The organism is Campylobacter sp. RM12642 (assembly GCF_020137635.1).
GTDB lineage: Bacteria > Campylobacterota > Campylobacteria > Campylobacterales > Campylobacteraceae > Campylobacter_E.
The window spans coordinates 98,387-120,451 of sequence record NZ_JACGAT010000002.1; the positions used below are offsets into that span (position 1 = coordinate 98,387).

General features: G+C 27.8%; 19 protein-coding genes and 2 tRNA genes. 9 read left to right on the plus strand and 12 right to left on the minus strand.

Features of this window, described 5'->3' with window-relative positions; genetic code table 11:
* Window positions 1-136: 136 nt before the first annotated feature.
* The 4 genes from nifJ to rpsT are packed head-to-tail and all read right to left on the minus strand — an operon-like array spanning window position 137 to window position 5,955.
* Entirely contained in the window at window positions 137-3,688 is a 3,552-nt protein-coding gene (nifJ, locus tag AVBRAN12642_RS01400) for a pyruvate:ferredoxin (flavodoxin) oxidoreductase (RefSeq protein ID WP_214119808.1), read from the minus strand.
* Window positions 3,689-3,748: 60 nt separating this feature from the next.
* Complete coding sequence (locus AVBRAN12642_RS01405; RefSeq protein ID WP_336607075.1) at window positions 3,749-4,618, minus strand: hypothetical protein; 870 nt, start codon at window positions 4,616-4,618, stop codon at window positions 3,749-3,751.
* Window positions 4,615-5,682, minus strand: a complete 1,068-nt coding sequence (prfA, locus tag AVBRAN12642_RS01410) for a peptide chain release factor 1 (protein WP_214117152.1) — start codon at window positions 5,680-5,682, stop codon at window positions 4,615-4,617. Before prfA ends, AVBRAN12642_RS01405 begins: the two co-directional genes overlap by 4 nt.
* A gap of 6 nt (window positions 5,683-5,688) precedes the next feature.
* Entirely contained in the window at window positions 5,689-5,955 is a 267-nt protein-coding gene (gene rpsT, locus AVBRAN12642_RS01415) for a 30S ribosomal protein S20 (protein ID WP_214117154.1), read from the minus strand.
* A gap of 99 nt (window positions 5,956-6,054) precedes the next feature.
* On the opposite strand from rpsT, the gene glmM reads away from it, so the two are divergent.
* The 7 genes from glmM to AVBRAN12642_RS01450 all read left to right on the plus strand — a co-directional run bounded on the left by glmM (window position 6,055) and on the right by AVBRAN12642_RS01450 (window position 11,912).
* On the plus strand, window positions 6,055-7,377 hold the full coding sequence (gene glmM / locus AVBRAN12642_RS01420; RefSeq protein ID WP_336607076.1) for a phosphoglucosamine mutase: 1,323 nt from the start codon (window positions 6,055-6,057) through the stop codon (window positions 7,375-7,377).
* On the plus strand, window positions 7,344-7,835 hold the full coding sequence (lspA, locus tag AVBRAN12642_RS01425; RefSeq protein WP_336607077.1) for a signal peptidase II: 492 nt from the start codon (window positions 7,344-7,346) through the stop codon (window positions 7,833-7,835). Before glmM ends, lspA begins: the two co-directional genes overlap by 34 nt.
* On the plus strand, window positions 7,819-8,262 hold the full coding sequence (gene hemJ / locus AVBRAN12642_RS01430) for a protoporphyrinogen oxidase HemJ (RefSeq protein ID WP_214117160.1): 444 nt from the start codon (window positions 7,819-7,821) through the stop codon (window positions 8,260-8,262). The genes lspA and hemJ overlap by 17 nt, the downstream gene beginning before the upstream one ends.
* A 160-nt stretch (window positions 8,263-8,422) precedes the next feature.
* Window positions 8,423-9,154 (plus strand): IclR family transcriptional regulator, encoded by a 732-nt coding sequence (locus AVBRAN12642_RS01435; protein ID WP_336607078.1) that lies wholly within the window; start codon window positions 8,423-8,425, stop codon window positions 9,152-9,154.
* 144 nt (window positions 9,155-9,298) lie between these two features.
* Window positions 9,299-10,609 (plus strand): C4-dicarboxylate transporter DcuC, encoded by a 1,311-nt coding sequence (dcuC, locus tag AVBRAN12642_RS01440; protein ID WP_214117164.1) that lies wholly within the window; start codon window positions 9,299-9,301, stop codon window positions 10,607-10,609.
* 121 nt (window positions 10,610-10,730) lie between these two features.
* Window positions 10,731-11,531 (plus strand): adenylosuccinate lyase, encoded by an 801-nt coding sequence (locus AVBRAN12642_RS01445; protein WP_214117176.1) that lies wholly within the window; start codon window positions 10,731-10,733, stop codon window positions 11,529-11,531.
* Window positions 11,532-11,618: 87 nt separating this feature from the next.
* Window positions 11,619-11,912 carry a DUF2325 domain-containing protein gene (locus tag AVBRAN12642_RS01450; RefSeq protein ID WP_214117178.1) on the plus strand — a complete coding sequence of 98 codons (294 nt, stop codon included), beginning with the start codon at window positions 11,619-11,621 and terminating at the stop codon, window positions 11,910-11,912.
* A 55-nt stretch (window positions 11,913-11,967) separates the two neighbouring features.
* Here the strand turns inward: AVBRAN12642_RS01450 and AVBRAN12642_RS01455 are convergent, their stop codons facing one another.
* Complete coding sequence (locus tag AVBRAN12642_RS01455) at window positions 11,968-12,957, minus strand: bifunctional 3,4-dihydroxy-2-butanone 4-phosphate synthase/GTP cyclohydrolase II (protein WP_214117180.1); 990 nt, start codon at window positions 12,955-12,957, stop codon at window positions 11,968-11,970.
* Between the two features lie 153 nt (window positions 12,958-13,110).
* On the opposite strand from AVBRAN12642_RS01455, the gene AVBRAN12642_RS01460 reads away from it, so the two are divergent.
* Together AVBRAN12642_RS01460 and AVBRAN12642_RS01465 are read left to right on the plus strand one after the other, a co-directional pair.
* Window positions 13,111-13,185: transfer RNA gene (locus AVBRAN12642_RS01460), tRNA-Gln, on the plus strand.
* Window positions 13,186-13,195: 10 nt separating this feature from the next.
* Window positions 13,196-13,271: transfer RNA gene (locus AVBRAN12642_RS01465), tRNA-Met, on the plus strand.
* A gap of 611 nt (window positions 13,272-13,882) precedes the next feature.
* Here the strand turns inward: AVBRAN12642_RS01465 and AVBRAN12642_RS01470 are convergent.
* The 7 genes from AVBRAN12642_RS01470 to AVBRAN12642_RS01500 all read right to left on the minus strand — a co-directional run bounded on the left by AVBRAN12642_RS01470 (window position 13,883) and on the right by AVBRAN12642_RS01500 (window position 22,051).
* Entirely contained in the window at window positions 13,883-14,434 is a 552-nt protein-coding gene (locus tag AVBRAN12642_RS01470; RefSeq protein ID WP_336607342.1) for a tyrosine-type recombinase/integrase, read from the minus strand.
* An 85-nt stretch (window positions 14,435-14,519) separates the two neighbouring features.
* The gene (locus AVBRAN12642_RS01475; RefSeq protein WP_214117182.1) at window positions 14,520-14,936 is read right to left on the minus strand and encodes a hypothetical protein; all 417 of its coding nucleotides are present in this window, start codon (window positions 14,934-14,936) and stop codon (window positions 14,520-14,522) included.
* The gene (locus AVBRAN12642_RS01480; RefSeq protein ID WP_214117184.1) at window positions 14,933-16,183 is read right to left on the minus strand and encodes an adenylosuccinate synthase; all 1,251 of its coding nucleotides are present in this window, start codon (window positions 16,181-16,183) and stop codon (window positions 14,933-14,935) included. Before AVBRAN12642_RS01480 ends, AVBRAN12642_RS01475 begins: the two co-directional genes overlap by 4 nt.
* Window positions 16,170-18,587, minus strand: a complete 2,418-nt coding sequence (locus AVBRAN12642_RS01485; RefSeq protein ID WP_336607320.1) for a hypothetical protein — start codon at window positions 18,585-18,587, stop codon at window positions 16,170-16,172. Before AVBRAN12642_RS01485 ends, AVBRAN12642_RS01480 begins: the two co-directional genes overlap by 14 nt.
* Window positions 18,580-20,802: an efflux RND transporter permease subunit gene (locus AVBRAN12642_RS01490; protein ID WP_336607850.1), complete on the minus strand. Its 2,223-nt coding sequence runs from the start codon at window positions 20,800-20,802 to the stop codon at window positions 18,580-18,582. The genes AVBRAN12642_RS01485 and AVBRAN12642_RS01490 overlap by 8 nt, the downstream gene beginning before the upstream one ends.
* 44 nt (window positions 20,803-20,846) lie before the next feature.
* Window positions 20,847-21,389 carry an MlaC/ttg2D family ABC transporter substrate-binding protein gene (locus tag AVBRAN12642_RS01495; RefSeq protein ID WP_336607851.1) on the minus strand — a complete coding sequence of 181 codons (543 nt, stop codon included), beginning with the start codon at window positions 21,387-21,389 and terminating at the stop codon, window positions 20,847-20,849.
* Window positions 21,386-22,051: an MlaA family lipoprotein gene (locus AVBRAN12642_RS01500; protein WP_336607852.1), complete on the minus strand. Its 666-nt coding sequence runs from the start codon at window positions 22,049-22,051 to the stop codon at window positions 21,386-21,388. The genes AVBRAN12642_RS01495 and AVBRAN12642_RS01500 overlap by 4 nt, the downstream gene beginning before the upstream one ends.
* Window positions 22,052-22,065: the final 14 nt, after the last annotated feature.

Here is a 22,065-nt window from a genome sequence, read left to right on the forward strand (position 1 = left end):
AAGTGTCAATAATGTTTCTTATTTCTTCATAAAAAGATTAATATGATTAATAATTCACTAGTTATTAAAAAATTATATTAATGTTTTAAATTCTATTTGAGTAATAAAATAATCAAGCCCTAAAAAGGGCTTGAAATTATTCAGAAACGCTATAATCAGCTGCTGCTAAACGCTTTAATTGTCTATAGCGTCTTTGCGCATCTGCTTTGTTGCGAGCATATAGTTCTGCTGCTTCTTTTGGATTTCCTTTTTTTAGTGAGTTATAACGAACTTCTGCCATTAAGAACTCTTCATATAAATTCCAATCAGGTTCTTTTGAAGCAATTTTTAATGGATTTTTACCCTCTGCTTCTAATCTTGGATCAAATGTGTAAATTGGCCAATAACCACACTTAGTTGCGATTTCTGCGTGATCACCACTAGCACCCATTCCACCTTTAATTCCGTGAGCTATACAAGGGCTATAACAAATGATTAAGCTTGGTCCATCGTAAGCTTCTGCTGCGATTAGTGCTTTAATAAAATGAGCATAATTTGCATTTGAATTTACTTGAGCTACGAAAATATTTCCATAAGTCATAGCAATTTGTCCTAAGTCTTTTTTCTGACTTGGCTTACCACTTGCAGCAAATTGTGCTACTGCACCTGTTCTAGTTGATTTTGAAGCTTGTCCGCCTGTATTTGAATAAACTTCAGTATCCATTACTAATACATTCACATCTTCTCCACTAGCTAAAACATGGTCAAGCCCACCATAACCAATATCATAAGCCCAGCCATCACCACCAAAAATCCATTGAGATTTTTTAGCTACATAGCTTTTTAGACCTAAAATTTCTTTAGCACCTTCAAGCTCTGCGTGTTGTTCTAATAATGGAATTAGTCTATCTCTAACATCTGCTGTTATATCAGCATTTTTCTTATTAGCCAACCATTCGCCATAAAGAGCTGCAATTGCATTTGGAGCTTTATCTTTTGTATTAATCATAATATCTTCAATTCTATGGCGAATTGTCTCGGTAGCAACTCTCATACCCATACCAAACTCAGCATTGTCTTCAAATAATGAGTTGCCCCAAGCAGGTCCAAAACCTTTATCATTTTTGCGATATGGAGTAGAAGGTGCTGAACCACCATAAATTGAGCTACAACCTGTTGCGTTAGCAATCATCATTCTCTCACCAAACATTCTAGTAACTAATGTAATATATGGAGTTTCACCACAACCTGGACATGCTCCGTGGAATTCAAATAATGGTTGTGCAAATTGAGCACCTTTTGTAGTATCTTTTGCTATAAAATTATCTTTATAAGTAACTTTATGGAATAAGTAATCAGCATTATCTTGTTCGCCTTTTTCTAGCTCTTCTTCAAGTGGAACCATAACAAGTGATTTTTCTTTACTTGGACATTCAGTTACACATAACTCGCAACCTGTACAATCTAATGTTGAAACTTGAATTTTAAATTTAAGACTTTCGCCTTTTACACCTTTAGCATCGATTGAATGCTCTTTCACGCCTGCTGGAGCATTTGCCATTTCTTCATCATTAATTAAGAATGGGCGTATTACTGCATGTGGGCAAACTGATGCACATTGGTTACATTGAATACAATTTGCTTCAATCCATTTAGGAACCATAACACCAACACCACGCTTTTCATATTGTGTAGTTCCATGCTCAAAACTACCATCTTCATATCCAATAAATGCTGACACTGGTAAATCATCACCTTTTGCAGCGTTCATAGGTTTAACTATATTTTCAACAAAAGCAGTTCCTATGTATTTATCATCAGCTTTTTTCTCATCTATTACTAAATTAGCCCAAGCTGGATCAACAGTAACTTTTACTAAACCTTGTGCTCCAATATCAATAGCTTTATAGTTCATCTCAACTACTGCTTCGCCCTTTTTAACATAGCTTTTATATGCAAATTCTTTCATATATTTTTGAGCATCTTCATAATCAATAATTTTTGCTAATTTAAAGAATGCACTTTGCATAATTGTATTTGTTCTATTACCTAGTCCTATATCACGAGCAAGTTTTGTAGCATTTATGATATAAAAATTCACATTTTTTTCAGCTAGAACTTTTTTAACTTTATTAGGAATTTTTTCAATTGTAGTTTGTTCGTCCCAAATTGAGTTTAATAAGAAAGTTCCGTTTTCTCTAATACCTGCTAAAACATCATAAATGTCTAAATATGCAGCAACACTACAAGCAATAAAATGTGGGGTACTTACTAAATAAGTTGAAGTTATTGGCTTTTTAGAAAATCTTAAATGACTTCTTGTATATCCACCTGATTTTTTACTATCATAAGCAAAATATGCTTGTGCATATAAATCAGTTTTATCTCCAATAATTTTAATTGAGTTTTTATTTGCACCTACCGTTCCATCAGCACCAAGTCCGTAGAATAAACATTCAGTTGTGCTTTCATCTCCTAATGAAATCTTTTTGCCTAGTGGTAATGAAAGATGAGTTACATCATCATTAATTCCAATTGTAAAATTATTTTTTGGTTTTTCTTGATTTAAATTCTCATATACCGCAAGTAATTGTGCAGGGTCAACATCTTTTGAACTAAGACCATATCTACCACCTACAATTAAAGGTGCATTTTCTTTATCATAATATGCAGCTTTTATATCAAGATATAAAGGCTCGCCTATACTACCTGGTTCTTTTGTTCTGTCTAAAACTGCAATCTTTTTAACTGATTTTGGCATTTCTTCAAAGAAATATTTTAAGCTAAATGGTCTATATAAATGAACCATCATAACACCAACTTTTTCGCCTTTTTTGTTTAGATAATCAACCACTTCAGTTAAAGCTTCATTTACACTACCCATAGCAACAATTACACGAGTAGCATCAGCAGCACCATAATATACAAATGGTTTATAAGTTCTACCTGTAACTTTTGAAATCTCTTTCATATAATCAGCTACTACATCAGGTAAAGCATCATAAAATTTATTAGCTAACTCACGAGTTTGAAAATATATATCATCGTTTTGTGCAGTTCCACGAGTTTTTGGATGTTCAGGATTTAAACAGGTATCACGGAATGCTTGAACTGCATCCATATCAATTAATCTTTTAAATACTTCATAGTCCATTACTTCAATTTTTTGAATTTCATGAGATGTTCTAAATCCATCAAAGAAATGCATAAATGGAACTCTTCCTTTAATAGCACTAAGATGAGCAACACCAGCTAAATCCATAGCTTGTTGAACGCTATTTGAACATAGCATTGCAAAACCTGTTTGACGAGCTGCGTAAATATCTTGATGATCACCAAAAATTGATAAAGCTTGAGCAGCAATTGCACGAGCAGCAACATGTATAACACCAGGAAGCATTTGACCTGCGATTTTATACATATTTGGGATCTTAAGTAATAAACCTTGAGAAGCTGTATAAGTTGTAGTTAATGCACCAGCTTGTAACGAACCATGAACGCTACCAGCAGCACCTGCTTCACTTTGCATTTCAACAATTTTTACAGGCATTCCAAAAATATTTTTCTTTCCTTGAGAAGCCCAAATATCTGTATAATCAGCCATAGGTGAACTTGGAGTAATAGGATAAATTCCTGCGACTTCTGTGAACGCATAGGCAGCATATGCAGCGGCTTCGTTACCATCCATTGTTTTCATAACTTTTGCCATAATTTTTTCCTTTTTTATAGAATTTGTGTTTCAATTTTACTCAAAGCTTATAAATAAATGTTAATTTGATTCAAGTTTGTAAGTGCTAGAAAATAGGACATTTTTAGTATTGTAAATATTATCAATCAAAAAAGTTACTGATTTAATTTTAGGGTTAATTATTTCATCATAATGAGTAAATAAACTTTCAAAAAATATAATATTTTCATTATTTTTTAAAAATGGTTTTATGATTTCTTTAAATTCTATAAAAATAATTTTAATTAAATCAAAATTTTCAATCTTAAACTCAATTTTTTTATTTCTTATTTTAAAACTAATTTTACTTGTATTTGAAAGATTGATTTGTAAATTAGTCGCTATTTTAGAATAATCAATTGTGTTATTTACAACGCTATATTTTACTCTAAAATCTATACTAATATCATTTAACATATCAAGAACAGATTTATAAGCAGTTTTATTTAAATACCAAGATAAAAATGCTAAATCATCTTTTACATTGTCATTAAACTTCAGATTATCAACATTAAATTCAAATTCTGAACTCATATTAAACAAGCTAGTATCATCAAAATAATATTTATTTTTATCAAAATAATATTCTAAATTATTCTTTTCTATAAAAGAGTATTTTAAATCTTTAAAATCCTTTTCAAGTAATTGTAAAAAATTATAAAATGCAACTCTGTTTTTAATATAAATATTAGAGAATTTAAAATATTTAAAAACTCCATTTTCTATAAAACATTCAGTATAACTTGAACATTCCACCTTAGCTGCTATATATAATTTTTCAAGTAATTTTACTAGATAATCTATTTCTTGTTTTTGCTTGATTATGTTTCTTTGTTCTTGTTGATAATTATCATACAAAAACACACTAGTTGTTAATACAACAACAAGTATGCTTAAAATTATTTTTTTCATAAATTAGCTTCGTTTAAAGCCTCTGATTGATAGTGAGCTATTAGTGGTTCAATGATTTCATCTAATAAACCATCTTGCATAATTATGTCTAATCTGTGTAAAGTAAGATTTATTCTGTGATCACTTATTCTATTTTGTGGATAATTATAAGTTCTAATTCTTTCACTTCTATCTCCACTTCCAACTTGAGATTTTCTACTCTCTCGCTCTTTTGCTAATCTTTCTTGCTCTTGCATTTCATAAAGCCTTGCTTTTAAAACTTTTAAAGCACTTTCTTTATTTTTATGCTGACTTTTACCATCTTGATTAACAACAACTAAACCTGTTGGAATATGTGTAATTCTAACTGCAGAATCAGTAGTATTTACACTCTGACCACCATGACCACTACTTCTCATTACATCAATTTTTAAATCATTTGGATTTATTTCAATATCACTATCTTCTACTTCAGGCATAACTGCAACGGTTATAGCACTTGTATGAACTCTGCCTTGAGATTCTGTAGCAGGAACTCTTTGAACTCTGTGTGTGCCACCTTCGTATTTTAATCTTGAATAAGCTTTATCACCTTTAATTAATAAAATAATCTCCTTAAATCCACCTGCACTGCCTTCACTTTGACTAACTACTTCTATTTTATAATTTTTATCTTCAGCATATCTTGCATAAGCTTTAAATAAATCTCCGACAAATAAAGCAGCTTCATCTCCACCAGTTCCAGCTCTAATTTCTAAGAAAATATTCTTATCATCATTTGGGTCTTTTGGTAATAAAAGTATTTTTATTTCTTCTTCTAATTTAGGTTTTAATTCTTCTAATTCTTTTAATTCTTCTTTAGCTAAATCACCTAAATCAGGGTCTTGCAATAAAGTTTTATTTTCTTCAATTGAATCTAGCGTATTTAAATATTTTTTAGCAACCTCAACTATATCTTCTAAACTTTTTTGTTCTTTTGATAAGGCTGTAACTTTTGCTAAATCTGTAGTATTTTCAATATTACTTAAAAACGCTTGAATTTCTTCATAGCGTTTTAAGAAAGGTTCAAGTTTGCTTGCTAGCATTAAAAATTATGCACCAATTTTATTTACTAAAAGTGCTAAACGACTTACTTTTCTTGAAGCTGTTTGTTTTTTAATAAAACCACGGCTTACCATTTCGTGAATTTTTTTATTAGCTACTTTTAAAGCTGCTGCTGCTGCTTCATTATCATTAGCTGCTGCTGCTTCACGAACTGCACGAGTAATGTTTTTAAGTCTTGTTCTATAGAATCTGTTTCTAATAGTTTTTTTAATTGTTTGTCTAGCTCTTTTTTCTGATGATTTATGATTTGCCATAAAAAATTCCTTCGTAAAAATTTTTAAAAGACTGATTTTAGTAAAGTTTTGTTAAAATAATCTTAATTCAAAATTAAAATCATACTGAAAGGCAAAAAAATGATATTTGGAACAGATGGAATTAGAGGTTTTGCAGGTAATGATTTAAGTGCTTTTAAAGCTCTTAAAGCTGCTATGGCTATTGGAATTTTTTTTAAAAATAAAGCATTAACAAAAAAAGTAATAGTCGGAAAAGATACTAGAAGAAGTGGTTATATGATAGAAAATGCAATCGTTAGTGGTCTTAATGCAGTAGGTTTTAATGTATTGCAAATTGGCCCTATGCCTACACCTGCTGTTGCTTTTTTAAGTCAAGATTTAAGATGTGATTTTGCTATTATGATAAGTGCTTCTCATAATCCTTATTATGATAATGGTATTAAAGTATTTGATGCTAATGGATTTAAATTAAGCGAAAGCGAAGAATTTGAAATAGATAGAATATTTAATGATGATAATTTAATTAATTCGCATCTTGTAATAAAGGATAAAATCGGCTCTGCAAAAAGAATTGATGATGTAATAGGTAGATATATAGTTCATATTAAAAATTCTTTTCCAAAAGATACAACCTTAAAAAACCTTAGAATTGTTTTAGATTGTGCAAATGGAGCGGCTTATAAGGTTGCGCCTGCTGTCTTTTCTGAATTAGGAGCTGATGTTATAACATTAGCTTGTGAGCCAAATGGAATAAATATTAATGATAATTGTGGAGCACTTCATCCAAATATATTAGCTAAAGAAGTAAAAAGATTAAGAGCTGATGTTGGGTTTGCTTTTGATGGAGATGCTGATAGATTGGTTGTGGTTGATGAAAACGGAGAAATCATTAATGGAGATATTTTATTAGGGGTTTTAGCAAAAGCTTTAAAAGATAATAATAATTTAAGCGGTGTTGCAATTAGTAAAATGAGCAATATGGGATTTTTAAATTATCTTAAAAAACACGATATTTCTTATGTTACAACCGATGTTGGAGATAAATATATTCTACATGCAATGCAAGATAAAAATTATAATTTTGGTGGAGAGCAAAGCGGACATATAATTTTTAGCGATTATGCAAAAACTGGTGATGGCATAGTAGCAGCACTTCAAGTAGCAAAATTATTATTAAATAAAAAAGCTAGCGAGATTTTTAGCGAAATTAAATTATTTCCACAAAGCTTAACAAACCTAAAAATCACAGAAAAAAAACCTTTAGATAAATTAGAAGGCATAGATAACTTATATGAAAAATTAAATAAAAATAATGTGAATTATTTATTTAGATATTCAGGAACTGAAAATTTAATGAGAATATTACTTGAATGTGAAAATGAAAAAACCTTAAAAAATATGGAAAATGAATGTATAAAATACTTTCAAAGTGTGCTAGTATGAGAAAAAAAATTATCATCTCAAGTCTTATAATAGCCATTGTAATAATATTAGATAGACTTAGTAAAAATATATTTTTAGCAGGTTATGAATGGCATTTTACCCCTATTAGTTTTTATTTAGTTTTTAATGATGGGGTTGCTTTTTCAATGCTAAGTTTTTTACAAGAATATCTAAAATATATTCAAATAATGTTGCTTATAATTGCTGGAATACTTTTAATTAAAGAAAAAAAATTCCTAAACGATAATTATTATGCCCTATCATTCATATTAGCCGGGGGCATAAGCAATATTTATGATAGGTTTTTATATCCTGGAGTTATTGATTTTATAGCTTGGCATTATTGGTTTAACTTCGCTGTTTTTAATATTGCTGATGTGTGTATTAACCTTGGCGTTATTATAATAATTTTAAAAGAAATTTTTAAGAAAAGGAAGAAAAATGGAATTTCTAGCTAACAATTATGATTGGATAAAATGGCTTCATTACTTAGCATTTATTTCTTGGATGGCGACTTTGTTTTATTTGCCACGCCTTTATGTATATCATCAAGAACATTCACATAAAAAAGAATTTGTTGAAGTTGTAAAAATTCAAGAAGATAAATTGTTTTATTTCATAGGACAACCTTCTATGATAATTACGCTACTTACTGGAATTTTAATGATTAGTGCTAATTCAACCTTGATGAAACTTGGTTATTTTCATCTTAAATTATTGTGTGTTGTTCTACTACTGATTTATCATTTTGATTGCTTAAGATATCTTAAACAACTAAAAAATGATACCTGTAAAAAAAGTGGTAAATTTTTTAGAGCTTATAACGAAGTGCCTACTATAATAATGATAGGTATAATTACTGCAATGATTATAAGACCATTTTAAATAGGAATACAACATATTCCTATTTAAACAATAATGTATATTATCAGTTTAAATTCTTTTAAAAACTAAATAATAATACTAAGCTAAAAAACTTGTAATTTTAAGAGATAATTAAGAAATATCTAATATATTAAAATATCTTACATAAATAGGAAAAATCTTGGATACTTTACATCAACCAACTTTAAGGGTTATTAAAATTTTAGAGACTTTAAAAAATTGTGATGAAGGTCTTAACATAACACAAATTTCAAAAGAATGTAAAATCAGTATGGGAACTCTTCATCCTATTTTAAAAACACTTTGTGAATTAGATTATTTAAGTTTTGATAATAAAAATTACAAATTATCTTTTTGTCTAAATCCAGAACTAGAACAAAGGAAATCTACAAAAATTATAATTTATTATATGGATGAGCTAGCTAAAAAAATAAGATTAGCCGTGCAATTAGGGATTTTAAATGGTAAAAAAGTAATTTATTTACATAAAAGTGAAGGTAATGAAAAAATTATTCTAAAGACAAAAGCTGGAGATGTAGCCAATGCTAACGCAACTGCTCTTGGTAAAGCATTGTTATTTGATAAGAATTTAAATGAATTAAAAAGTATTTTCAAAAAACAAATTCTAGAGCAAAATACTGCAAGAACAATCAATAATATAAATGATTTATACGACAATATTCAGTATTGTAAAAATCTAGGTTATTCTTATGAATACGGGGAATATGATGATGATTTTTCTTGTTTTGCTGTGCCTATTTATAAAAACCAACAAATATTTGCCGCAATTAGTGTTACTATCTTGAAATTTCATATAAATGATGAAAAAAAGGATTTAATAACAACAGAATTATTAAAATATAAAAAAATTATAGAAGAGCAATTGCAATAATTATTTTAATAGTATTTAATATTCATATTAAATATATTTTAATTATTGCTTTATCATTTTTATAATTTATATCAAATTAACAACTTTCAGTTAGAATAAATGAAAATTAATTTTAATTTTTATTACTTAATCTAAGGAGAAAATATGGAAAGTTTTGCAATTCTTAAAATTGCACTAGCGTTAATAGTAGTAATTGTTACTATTACACTTTTAATTAAACGCCACGAATCAAGAATGGTTCTTTTTACAAGTGGTGTTGTTTTATGTATTATTGCAGGTGCTCCAATGGACGCACTAGAAGCTTTTACTAAAGCGATAAAAAAGGCAAACATTATTGAACCAATAGTTGCTGCCATGGGTTTTGCTTATGTTTTAAAACTTACAACTTGCGATAAGCATTTAGTTCATGCTTTGTCAAAAGTATTAAAATATGCAGGTATTTTTCTAGTTCCTGGAGCTGTATTAATCACTGCATTTATTAATATTTCAGTAACTTCTGCTGCTGGTTGCTCTGCTGCTGTTGGTGCGGTTATTATCCCGCTACTTATGAGAATGGGAGTTCATCCTGCACTTGCTGCTTCAACCGTTTTATTAGGAACTTATGGAAGCGCAAACTTAAACCCTGGTTATCATCAGACAAATATAGTCGCTGAAGTTAGTAAAGTAAATGTAATGGAAGTAATTCATTATGAAGCGTTTTATTTTGGAGTAAGTGCTGTAATTTGTGCTTTTGGATTAATGATTGTTGGCTTACTTTTAAAAGAATATAAAGGTTATGTTCTTGAAGATGAAAGCAATGATGATAAAGATTTCAAAATCAATCCTATAAAAGCTATTGTTCCAATTGTTCCTGTTGCTATACTTTTAGTTCTTAGCAATTCGCATTTTAAAGAATGGTATGAAGCTACTTTTGCACTTAAAGTTCCAAAAGTTGGCATTGGTCATGCAATGATTATTGGCTCATTATTAGCATTTATTACTTGCTTTAAAGATGTAAAAGCTGGTGAAGTTATGAAGAAATTTTGTGCTGGTATGGGTGAAGGATTTTCACATGTATATGGAATCATTATTTGTGCGGGGATATTTGTTGCAGGGCTTGAAGCTATGGGATTTGTTCAACAATTAATTGATTTTATGAAATCAAATCCAAATATTGCAACTTTCATAGGTTCTGTTGGAACTTTTGCCCTAGCCTTAATAACAGGTAGCGGAGATGCTGCCGGAATAGCATTTAATCAAGCTGTAACGATAAAAGCAGCAGATATCGGACTAGACCCTATGCACCTTGGCTCTGTTGTAACTGCTGTAGCTGGACTTGGAAGAAGTATGAGCCCTATTGCAGGAGCTGCTATTATATGTGCTACTTATGCGAAGGTTAATCCAATTGAACTAGCTAAAAGAAATGCAATACCAACAATTATTGCAGCAATAGTATATGTATTAATCGCTATTTAAATTCTACATTGCAAAAGGAAAATTAATATTATTTCCTTTTGCAAAAGTTCTTTTGAAAATCACTACAATTATATTTGGAATACAAATTGCTTATTTATAAAAAACTTTATAAAGGTTATAAATGCAAGTTGTACAGAATTTAGAATCAATTAGTATAAATACTCAAGATTTTTCATTTTTTAAAGAAATGAAAGAAATAATTAATAAAAATTTTTCACAAAATATCGGAAAGAAAAGCAAATTAATATCATTTTATGTTGAAAATGAAATTCCACAAAGAAGATATTTTTTAAAATTACTATCAATATTGAATAAAAAATACAATAACGAACAACTTCAAAATATAAATACCGCATATTATAAAAAATTTAAACTAAATCTAGTAAGCGTAAACAGCCTAAAAGCAATGATAAATTGTAAGCTTGATTTTATGAGAAAAGATATAATTTTAAATTTCTCAAATCTTGAAAAAAATTTAATAATTTATCTTTCTAATTATTTTAAAGAGCACGATATAAAAATATTAAAAACTAAATTTATCATCACTTATAAAGATGAAAATACCTTAAGTTTATTAGATAAACTATGTGCTTGTAACGAGCATTTAAATTACTGCGTAAGCTTTAGTCTAAGCGAATTGGCTTATTTGCAATTTAAAAAAGAAATTAAAAATGAGCTGAAAAAAGATAATAGGTTTTTAAATGTTTGTATGCTTTTAGAAGAACATTTTAAAACATTAGGAGTGGAAGTAGGAGCTAGTTTTGATGTTGTAAGGAATAAATATCTTAAGTTAAGTAAAGTTTATCATCCTGATTTTCACTCGGAAAAAAGTGAAGAAGTAAAAAGAGTTTTAAAAGAAAAATTTGAAGAAATAAATATCGCATATGAAAGCCTAAAACCATTGTATAAAAATGTAAGTTAATATAATTATTAGAAATTTATAATAATTATCAGTTTCTTTAAAGGTTAATTGAGTATCATACTCAAAATTATTTTTAAGGAGAGTTTTATGTCAGTTTTGGTTATTGGTGCAGATGAGATTACCCCTATTAAAGCAGTTTTACATGACTTAGGTGCAAAAACAATCACTCATTGGGATGCTAGAAATGAAAATAGAGTAAATCGTCAAAGCATTCCACAAGATACTGGCTGTGTTGTTATGCTTACAAGTTTTTTAAATCATAACACTATGAAAAAAATAAAAAGTCAAGCTAAAAAAAGAAATATTCCTTTAGTATGTGCTAAGCGTTCTGTTAGTTGTGTGTATTGTGAATACTGCAAGGTTTTGGGTTTAAATAAGTAAGTTTTAAAATAGAATTTGAAATCAATTATTTAATTTCAAATTCTAAATATTTTAATTATTCAATAATTAAGCCAAAGCCACTTAAAGCTGCAAATTGTTCTTGATTGCCTAAAAATTTAAACTTATTAATACCTAAATCTTTTAAAATCTGTGCTCCTATGCCATAATTTTTATCATCACTTTTTAAGCCTTCCATAAATACTAACATACCACCTTCTTTACTTAAATCATCTATTGATTTTAAAGTTTCTTCTAATTTAGTAGCATTTAAAATATTAATATCTTTAGAGCTCTTATAAAACTTAATCAGACTTTTTTCATTTTTACCTGCAAAAGCAAAAATAGTGTGAATATCTCCTAAAAAATCTTTATATACAATCTTTTTAACATCTTTACATAGTAATTTAGTTTTTTCTTCACTAATTTTTGATACTAAGCTTTCATTTTGTAATCTATACTTGATTAAGTCTTCAATAGTTACTAATTTTATATTGTGCTTTTTGCCAAATTCTATTAAATCATCACGCCTAGCCATTGTTCCATCAGGATTCATAATTTCACAAATTACACAAGCAGGAGTAAGACCAGCTAATTTACACATATCAACCGTTCCTTCCGTATGCCCTGTTCTAACTAATACACCGCCATCTTTTGCTATTAACGGATTAATATGACCAGGTCTTACAAAATCACTTGCAACTGCATTTTTATTTGCAAATAATTTTATAGTAGCATCTCTTTCGCTAGAACTAACACCTGTACTTGCCGTTTTAATATCCACCGTAATAGTAAATGCCGTTTCATGATTAGAAGTATTTTTAGGAACCATTAGAGGTAATTCAAAATGCTCTGCAATTTTTTTATCTAGTGCTACACAAACAACGCCCCTAGCATGTGTTAATGTGAAATTCACCTTTTCTGGTGTGCTAAATTCTGCTGGAAAAATCAAATCACCTTCATTCTCCCTATCTTCAGCATCTAGCATTATCAACATATTTCCTTTTTTTAATTCTTTTATACCTTCTTCTATACTAACAAAAGACATATTTTTCCTTTTAATAATTATTTTAATTAAGTGTATGTAAAAATAATATATAAATGTTTAGCAATACAAAAAAAATAAGTAAAAATTATTTTTTTAAAAATTTTACTTGACAAATATATTTTTTTGATATATAATCACGCTTTTAATTTGCATTGGGGTATCGCCAAGCGGTAAGGCAACAGGTTTTGGTCCTGTCATTCAGGGGTTCGAATCCCTTTACCCCATCCACTTTTTTTGTCGCGAAATAGAGCAGTGGTTAGCTCGTCGGGCTCATAACCCGAAGGTCGGGGGTTCAAATCCCTCTTTCGCAACCATTTTAGCATAATTAGAATACTTATTTAATATATAAATCTTTATCAGACTTCTTTTTTATATAAATGTTTAGAATTTTAACATCTTTGAACTTAAAAAATTCTTAAAATAGTTTAGTTTTATTTTACTTTGAAAATGTTGTTTTTTTATGTTGGTTTATTGCTTTTCTTAAGTGAAACTTAATAAGGTTAAAATGCCTATTACATAGGCATTTAAGGGGCGAATTTTTAAAATCTCGCAAATTTGTATAAATAAGACAAGGCGGGGTTCGTTACGGCGTTGGGCTCACGCCCCCCCCCGCCATAACTCACGCCCTTTTTATTCTCTCTTAGATTATTTAGCTTTAGATTTAATAAACTTAAAGATATAGCCTTTAAATGCGTTTAATGGTGCTTTAAATCGTTAAAGGGCTAATAATAAAGTAAATATTGTTTTTAGTAGATTTTTGAAATAAAAGGCATTTTTATGCGTTTGTGGTGTTAATGCTAACGCATTAACTAGGGTAAAAACGCTTTAGCGTTTTTATGCTACGGCTTAAAGTGGAACACACTTTAAGCCTTTATGGGGGTTTCCCCCATACCCCCACAAAGCATAAAGCATAAATTAGTAAAAATTAATTATTGTTATTTAAAGGAGTTATAACGCTTTCTAAAATGCTATTAATTACCATTTTTGAAAGGTTTTTATTGCGTGTTAAGTAGCCGTATGTAGTTGTAATGTTTGAATGTCCTAAGGTAAGCATTACGCTTTCCATACTAAGTCCTAAATGATTAATAGCATAAGTTCCTATTAAATGCCTTATGTCGTGAAGTCTCATTTTTGGTAGATTGTTTTTATTTAAAAAGTTATTCCAAGCTCTGCGTAAATCTATATATTTATTTGCCGTATCTGGGTTTGTAAAAACGAAATCTTCTTCGGAATTGAAAAAAGTCCATTCAAAATGTAGTTTTAATCTATCTTTTAAAAGTGGTGTTAATGAATATTCCATAGTTTTAGAGATTTTACAATTTTCGGAGCGTATTATATAGCTTTCGTTTTTAAAATCTATATCTTTCCACTTAAGGCTTAATACTTCGTTTTTTCTTCTTCCGTGTAGTAAGAATAAAAAAATATTACTATACTTATCTTTATTATTAACAATGGCTTTAATTATATTCTTTTGAATATCGGTTGTATATCTAAAATAAAGCTATTTTTGATTTACAGCCTTTTTTAATAATTTATAAAATATCTTACTAAAAACCTTAAACTTAATTTATATCTTGATTAGCTGCAAAAAATCTCATTGTTGCAATCTCATCTAACTCTAATGCTTGTTTTTTTTCAAATTCTTTTTTCTTTTTTTTAATTTCTTCATCGTGTAAGTATTTTATTTTCTCATAATCTAGCGAAGCTTTTTTATACAAATGAGTAAAATGTACTATCTCTTTTTCACATAAACTAATTTTTTCTAGTAATTCTTTTTGTTTATTTAAATTAAAAAAAATCGCTTCATTTGCTAATTTTATTTCAAGTATAGTTTTTGGTTCTGGATATGTGTCTAATTCTTTTTTTACTAATTCAAATTCTTGTTCAATTGCAGTTTTTTTAAGTTTTGCTTTATTTAAAGCAAGCTCTGCATTTTGTAAAGCTTGCTTTTTTACACTTAATATTTGTTTAAATTTCATAAAATGATTGTATCTTCACGCTCAGGAGAAGTAGAAATCATTTTTATTTTTACACCAACTAATTCTTCAATTTTTGAGATATATTTTTTCGCATTTACAGGTAAATCATCGTATCTTCTAATTCCATAAATTTTACCAAAGCCATCAACACTTTCATAAATTGGTTTTACATTTTCTAAATCAGCTGGAACATAATCAATTATTTCGCCCTTATATTCATATGCTTTACAAATTTTAATGCTATCAAAATTTTCTAAAACATCTAATTTCATTAAAGCAAGTTCGCTAAGCCCGTTTAATCTAGCAGTATATCTTACAGCTACTGCATCAAACCATCCGCAGCGTCTTTTTCTACCTGTGCTAACACCTATTTCTTTTCCTATTTCGCCTATTCTTTCGCCCTGCTCTGTTTTATCTTCTGTAGGGAAAGGTCCGTGTCCAACTCTTGTAGTATAAGCTTTTACTATTCCTATTGATTTGCCTGCTTCATAAGGGCTTAATCCTAAACCGCTTAAAGCTCCTGCAGCAATAGTTGTTGAACTAGTTACATAAGGATAAGTTCCGTGGTCAATATCTAATAAACTACCTTGAGCACCCTCTAACAAGACTTTTTTATCTTCATCTAAAGCTTTCCATATAAGTCTTGTAGTATCACAAATAAATGGTGCTAACATTTCTTTATATCTTTTAAGATTAGCTAAAAGCTCATTTGCATCAGGAGCATTTACACCTAAAGTATCAAAATATGGTTTATTTATCACAAAATCTTTCAAAATTGCATTACAAAGTTTTTCAGGTTCAAGCAACTCACTTACTCTATGCCCACTTCTTGAAATCTTATCAGCGTAGCAAGGTCCTATCCCTTTACCAGTCGTTCCTATTGCATTATCACCTTTAAATTTTTCTTTAGCAATATCAATTTGTGCATGATAGCTTAAATTAAGATGAGCTCTATCACTAATAAATAATCTACCTTCTAAATTATCAAATTGAGCCATTTCTGTAATCAAAACTTCAGGATTTAATACAACCCCGTTTCCTATTACATTTTTGCAACGATGATGCAAAATACCACTAGGTAATAAATGTAAAGCATAACGAACTCCATCAACCCAAATAGTATGACCTGCGTTGTGTCCTCCTGCACTCCTACATACAAAATCATAGTTAGCGCATAATTTATCTACAACTTTGCCTTTACCTTCATCTCCCCACTGAATACCTACTAATATGTCAGCTTTGCTCATATATATCTCCTATAAAAATATTATTTCCGTTTTCATACATTTGCATAATTTTATCTCTATTTTTTTCTTTCACTAAAGATACTAATCTACTCATATAATCTGCTTTAATAGCCAATTCTTCATTAGTAAAATCAAAATTTCTAATATTATTTAAGAATTTATCAAAATCTAAATTATCAAAAGATTCATTATTGTTAATTCTATTGCCAATTACTTTATAGTAATATTCGCAATACAAAATATCTAAATTCTCATTATTTACAATTCTATTTTTGCAAAATACAACAAAATTATCCAATTCTGCTGGGTCATATTCTTGTCTAAAAATTAAACAATATAAATTCTCACCTAAAGAATTCTTAGTTACAACATAGCTTAATTTATTAGGATGCAATATATTATTAAAGTCTTTTAAATAAACAATATCCTTAATAGAACAAGTTTTGCCATCTAATATATTTGCAATAATTTTATCTTGTTCTTTTGCTAACAAGTCTTTTAAATATATCTTAGGTACATTTTGAGTATTTAATAAATTTCTTAGTTCTTTATTAGCACTAATACATTTAAATTCTTTATCAAATATACCTATGATAGAATTACTTTGTTTATAAATATCACTAAAAGATATAGGTTCTTTTATTTCATCTTCTAATATATCTTGTTTTAATAAAGCAAGATGAGCTGTTATATTTAAAAACCTAGCTTGTTTACTATCATAATTATAATCTCTTGAAATATTAAAGCTAACTTTAAATTCTGCATATCTACCATTATTTTGTCTTAAATATAAATTTTGTTCAATTACTTTAGAATAATTTGTAAAACTATTATCTTTAAGATTTTTTAATTTTAATAAAAATTCAATATAAGCAGGATAGCTACTTTTATGTAAAAGCTCTTTAAAATAAGTATAACTTAAAGCTGTATAACCTAAAATTCTATCTATATTTTTACTACAACTTCTTATTTTTAACTTACCACCTTTAAGGGTAAAATTCATAGTAATAATGAAACTTTTTTCTAAAGCTTCATATTGAGATTTAATATTTTCATAACTTTTACTAACCATATTAGTATCTAAAATCATCAAAATATCATAGCAAAATCTCTCCGATCTCATAACGAATGGATATATTTTAACTTCTTTAAAGTCTTCTCCATTCACATAGTGTTCAGTTTGTATATAAAATCCTTGATTTTTAATAGAATTTTGCATATTGTTTGCAAAATTTATCGGGTCTATAATGGTATCTCTTTGCTCTTTTTTACCAAGCATATACAAATTCATTTTAGACATACCTGTAATTTTTTGATTATAAAAATCAAGTGCTGATTGATTTGCTTTAAAAATCTTAGCCGTAAAAGCATCAATCATTAGCATAGGAATTGTGCTTTTACTAAACATAGAGCTAAGTCTTTGTTCTAATTCTCTATATTCTTTTTTAATATCTTTATATTCAAGAACCGAAAATGCCGTTTGTTTTTGCAAGTCTTCTAAATCAGAGCCTTCTATTAGCTCAAAATTTTGAAACTCATCAATATCGCTAGCTCCTTGTAAATCATAACAATATCTTACTTGCTTAACTAAACCATTTTCAACCAACATAGAATCAAGATAAGCATTCCAAAAATACATAACTAATATTATTAGTAAAAATGCACTCAATATAAAATAATAATTAAAATACTCACTTACAGATATAAAGCTTCTTACATTAAAGCCACTATATTCTACTTCTTTAATAATATTATCAGAATTACTTGCTGTTTGATAAATTCCAGATAAATACCAATAGTAACTAAACTCATTTACATTGACAGATAAATCTAATTTTGATTGATTACTTGAATACAAAACATTACCAAAAGAATCTACTAATATATAATCTGTATTAAATTTATTCACACTTTTTAAAAGTTCTTTTAAATCAAGCTTTGCAACCAAAAATGTATTTTTATTATTCTCTAATTTTTTTGCAAAATATATGCTACTTTGTAAATCTTTTGTGGTTATTAATTCACTAATATAAGTAGTCTTATCTACTAAATTTCTAGTATTAATTTCTATGAATTTTTTTAAAGGGTCAACCTCATCACTACTAAATTTATCTAAGACTTCTCCATCTTCGTTAAGATAATAAAATGCTGAAAATGTATTTAAATCCAAACTCTTTAAATCAGGATCCATCTCAAGTGCTTTTGAATATAAATCTAGTCTAATTTTATGCTGTTTTATAGCATTTTGAATACTATGAGAAATCAATTTATTATTGTTAATTAGCTTATCATTGACGGTTGTAAAATTCACATAAAAACTAAAAAACAAAACCAATACAAGCAAAATAAAAGTAATAAAAAAATTTTTTCTTAAAAGCCAAATTATATTATTAAACTTAAGCACTTAAATCCTTCTTTGATAATTCGTTTTTAAAATAACCCTTAAAATATAAACTAATTATAAGTGATGGCAATAAAAACAAAGAACCGCATAATAATAAAATCATAACTAAAACAGTCAGTAATCCAAAATAAATAGTAGGTGTAAAATTAGAGCTCATCATAAGACAAAATCCTAAAACAATAGTGCAAGTTGTATAGTAAAGTGCTGAACCAATACTTTGATGACTTGCCCTAATAGCATCATTTAAATTCCTTTTTTTGATTTCTTCTTTAAACCTATGCACATAATGTATTATATCATCAACTCCAATTCCAATAGAAATTGCAGCAATTGTAATACTCATTAAATCAAGGCTTAGCCCGCTAAAAGCAATAATCGCAAACAATAATGAAATAGGAATTAAATTAGCAATTATTCCAATAATACTAAATCTTATATTTCTAAAAATTATTAAAAATAATGCAAATAAGCTAAGTATAACAAAATTAAGAGTATCTACTTGAGAACTTATAAGTGAGCTTAGCATATTGTTATAAAGCACCATAACTCCACTTACTTGAATATTTATATTATCATTTTTTGTAAGTTCTCTTAAATTATCATTTAAATCTTTTAAAAATTTAGCTCTTTTTAAAGTTTTATCACTATCAACCATTCTAATTGCTATTCTAAATTCTTTTGATTTTTCGTTGTAATATGGATAAATAATTTGCTTTTTAGTGCTTTCTTCAAAGTTATTTTGCAATATATTTAGCAAAAAGCCATCAATATCTTTACCATTATTCATAGATTTTGCAAAATCTAAAAGCGAATAAAGGCTTAAAACACTGCCTACATAATTTTGATTTTCTAAGAAATTATGAATTTTTTTTAGAATTTCTACTTTTGATGGTGTTAAATAATACTTATCACTATTATCTAAAAATTCAGCAAACTCATCAGCTTGTTCATCGTCTTCATCGTTAAATTTAACAATTACATCTAACGGAAGCGTTCCACCTAATTTTTCATCAATTAATAATAAACCTTTTTTAATATCACTACTATCTTTAAAATAATTCACAAAACTATTTTCAGCACTAAGCTTTGGAATTGAAACAATAGCAAAAACAACTATTATCAAACTTACAAAATATACTATTTTTCTATGATTTATTGCAGTATTTGCACAAAACAATAAAAACTTAGGCTCTTTAGCAAAATATACATTTTTAAAATCTTTTTTTGCAAGTAACAAATAAGGCAAATATAAATAGCATAAAAGCAAACTAACACTAATACCAATGCTCATCATAACACCTAATTCACTAATAGGTTTTATTCCTGAAAAAACAAGACTTAAAAACCCAACTACGGTTGTTAAAATAGCATAAAAGCTAGGTTTTGCCTTAGCTAATAATGTGTGTCTTACTTGTGTTAATCTATCTGTATTTTTATTAAAGTTTATAAGTTCTGAAAAATGAGATAATAAATGCACTATAACAGAAATTGTAATAATTAAAACCAATGCTACATAATTACTTGAAATAACGGTTATATTATAACCCAAAATCGCCAAAATTCCCGTCGTGCTAAAAAGAGAAATTAAGCATATAAACATACAAACAAATACAAAATACAAACTTCTAAAAAATATAAAAATAGCAATTGATAATAATACAAATAACCCTATTCCATAAACATATAAATCAGATTTAACATAAGTAATCATATCACTTGCAATAACGCTCATCCCACCTAAAATCAAATCATTATCAAGCGCAAATTGCTTTAATGTAACAATCAAATCATCTGGGTTATTTGCATATATTAAAAAATCAACAACCGAATAATCTTTGCTAATTAAATTCTTTAAATAAAATTTATTTTTACTTATTTCATCTTTAGCTTTTAATAAATTAGCTCCTTCATTTATACTTTTTCCATCACTTAAAAATAATGGAGCATTTAAAATACTAAGAACTGATTTAACACCATCTATTTTTAATAGTTTTTTCTCTATATTTTGAAGTTTTTCAATACTTTCAATACTAAAGACATCGCCTTGGCTTTTATAGGCTAATACTAAAAAATCTTGAGAACCAAAAGTTTTTATACTTTCATTAAATAGTTGTAAATCCTTATCATCTTCTAAGAAAAAGCTAGTTGATTTTGCTTCAACTTCTATCTTAGTAGAATAATATGATAACCCTAAACAAAGTAAAAGAGTTATCATAAAAACTTTTTTAGAATTTACAAGAAGAAAATTAATTATTTTATTCATTTAAGCTTTTCAAATAAGCCATTAATTCCACTCTGTTTTATAATATCTAAAAACTGAGCTCTATAACTAGCTATTAAACTTGTATTTAAAATATCAATATCATATAACTTACATTCGTTATTGATAATTCTAAACTTAAATATCATTTCTTTAACTTGTTCTTCATACTCAACTTTCATATTTGCCTGACATCTTTTATCATCTACATTAGTGCTTGTTAATTCAAGGCTACTACCTTTAACCAAATCAATTTTAGATGAAAAATCTTTTTTAAGTCTTTCTATAAAAATATTTTGAAATTCTGCTAATTTTTCAGCGCTTAACTCATTAGCGTTTTTTGAAAGAACTAATTTTGTCATTAATTCAATATCTAAATCATCTTTTAATAAATTAAATAAATCTTGTGATTTATCGTTGCCATCACCCTTAAAGATATCTTGTATTTTTGCAACATCTAAAACAATGTCATCTTTAAAAGTATCAATTTTGTAAGCATATAAACTTGCTAAGCTTAAAGCTATTATTAATAATTTTTTCATTCTAATTCCTTTCGGTTTTTTTCATAAAAATCCCTTATTGTTACATAAGGATTTATACTTTTATAAGCTTCATTAATTAAAGCAGAATTACTACTTGTTTTATCAATCAGCCCAAAAGTAGAAACGCTAATACTAGCATTATTAGTTAAATAAAAATTAGGCTTTAAAGCATAATCAAACGGCAAAGCCAAAGCATCTCTTATATTTGAAGGCCCTAAAAATGGTAAAACAATATGCTCTCCTGGTGGAACACCCCATCTAGCAAGCATCAAGCCAAAATCACTTTCTTTTTCATATTTAAAAGGTCTTAAAATACCACCTAAACCCAATGTGGTATTACCTAAAAATGCTCCTAATTCAGCAGTTCCTGATTTAAATTCTCCACTCAAGTATAAAGTAATAAATCTAAGCGGAGACCCTAAATTGTGGAAAAAATTATTAACACCTTTTTTAACTATTGGAGGAGTGATAGTATTGTAAATATTGCTAAGTGGTCTTAAACTCATATTATAAACTGCATAATTAAAACTAGTAACAGCTTTATTGTAATTATAAAATTTATCTACTCTTTCTACTTGATTAAATTCCGCTTCAAAATCATCAATTTCGTTCGCAACTACTAGCGTAATCAAAGAAAGGATAAAAAATAATTTTTTTATCACAAAATTACTCCATA

Excerpts from the sequence above, each read along its gene's own strand:
- nifJ (WP_214119808.1), bottom strand. The coding sequence starts at position 3,688 with ATGGCAAAAGTTATGAAAACAATGGATGGTAACGAAGCCGCTGCATAT.
- AVBRAN12642_RS01405 (WP_336607075.1), bottom strand. The coding sequence starts at position 4,618 with ATGAAAAAAATAATTTTAAGCATACTTGTTGTTGTATTAACAACTAGT.
- prfA (WP_214117152.1), bottom strand. The coding sequence starts at position 5,682 with ATGCTAGCAAGCAAACTTGAACCTTTCTTAAAACGCTATGAAGAAATT.
- rpsT (WP_214117154.1), bottom strand. The coding sequence starts at position 5,955 with ATGGCAAATCATAAATCATCAGAAAAAAGAGCTAGACAAACAATTAAA.
- glmM (WP_336607076.1), top strand. The coding sequence starts at position 6,055 with ATGATATTTGGAACAGATGGAATTAGAGGTTTTGCAGGTAATGATTTA.
- lspA (WP_336607077.1), top strand. The coding sequence starts at position 7,344 with ATGTATAAAATACTTTCAAAGTGTGCTAGTATGAGAAAAAAAATTATC.
- hemJ (WP_214117160.1), top strand. The coding sequence starts at position 7,819 with ATGGAATTTCTAGCTAACAATTATGATTGGATAAAATGGCTTCATTAC.
- dcuC (WP_214117164.1), top strand. The coding sequence starts at position 9,299 with ATGGAAAGTTTTGCAATTCTTAAAATTGCACTAGCGTTAATAGTAGTA.
- AVBRAN12642_RS01445 (WP_214117176.1), top strand. The coding sequence starts at position 10,731 with ATGCAAGTTGTACAGAATTTAGAATCAATTAGTATAAATACTCAAGAT.
- AVBRAN12642_RS01450 (WP_214117178.1), top strand. The coding sequence starts at position 11,619 with ATGTCAGTTTTGGTTATTGGTGCAGATGAGATTACCCCTATTAAAGCA.
- AVBRAN12642_RS01455 (WP_214117180.1), bottom strand. The coding sequence starts at position 12,957 with ATGTCTTTTGTTAGTATAGAAGAAGGTATAAAAGAATTAAAAAAAGGA.
- AVBRAN12642_RS01475 (WP_214117182.1), bottom strand. The coding sequence starts at position 14,936 with ATGAAATTTAAACAAATATTAAGTGTAAAAAAGCAAGCTTTACAAAAT.
- AVBRAN12642_RS01480 (WP_214117184.1), bottom strand. The coding sequence starts at position 16,183 with ATGAGCAAAGCTGACATATTAGTAGGTATTCAGTGGGGAGATGAAGGT.
- AVBRAN12642_RS01490 (WP_336607850.1), bottom strand. The coding sequence starts at position 20,802 with ATGATAACTCTTTTACTTTGTTTAGGGTTATCATATTATTCTACTAAG.
- AVBRAN12642_RS01495 (WP_336607851.1), bottom strand. The coding sequence starts at position 21,389 with ATGAAAAAATTATTAATAATAGCTTTAAGCTTAGCAAGTTTATATGCT.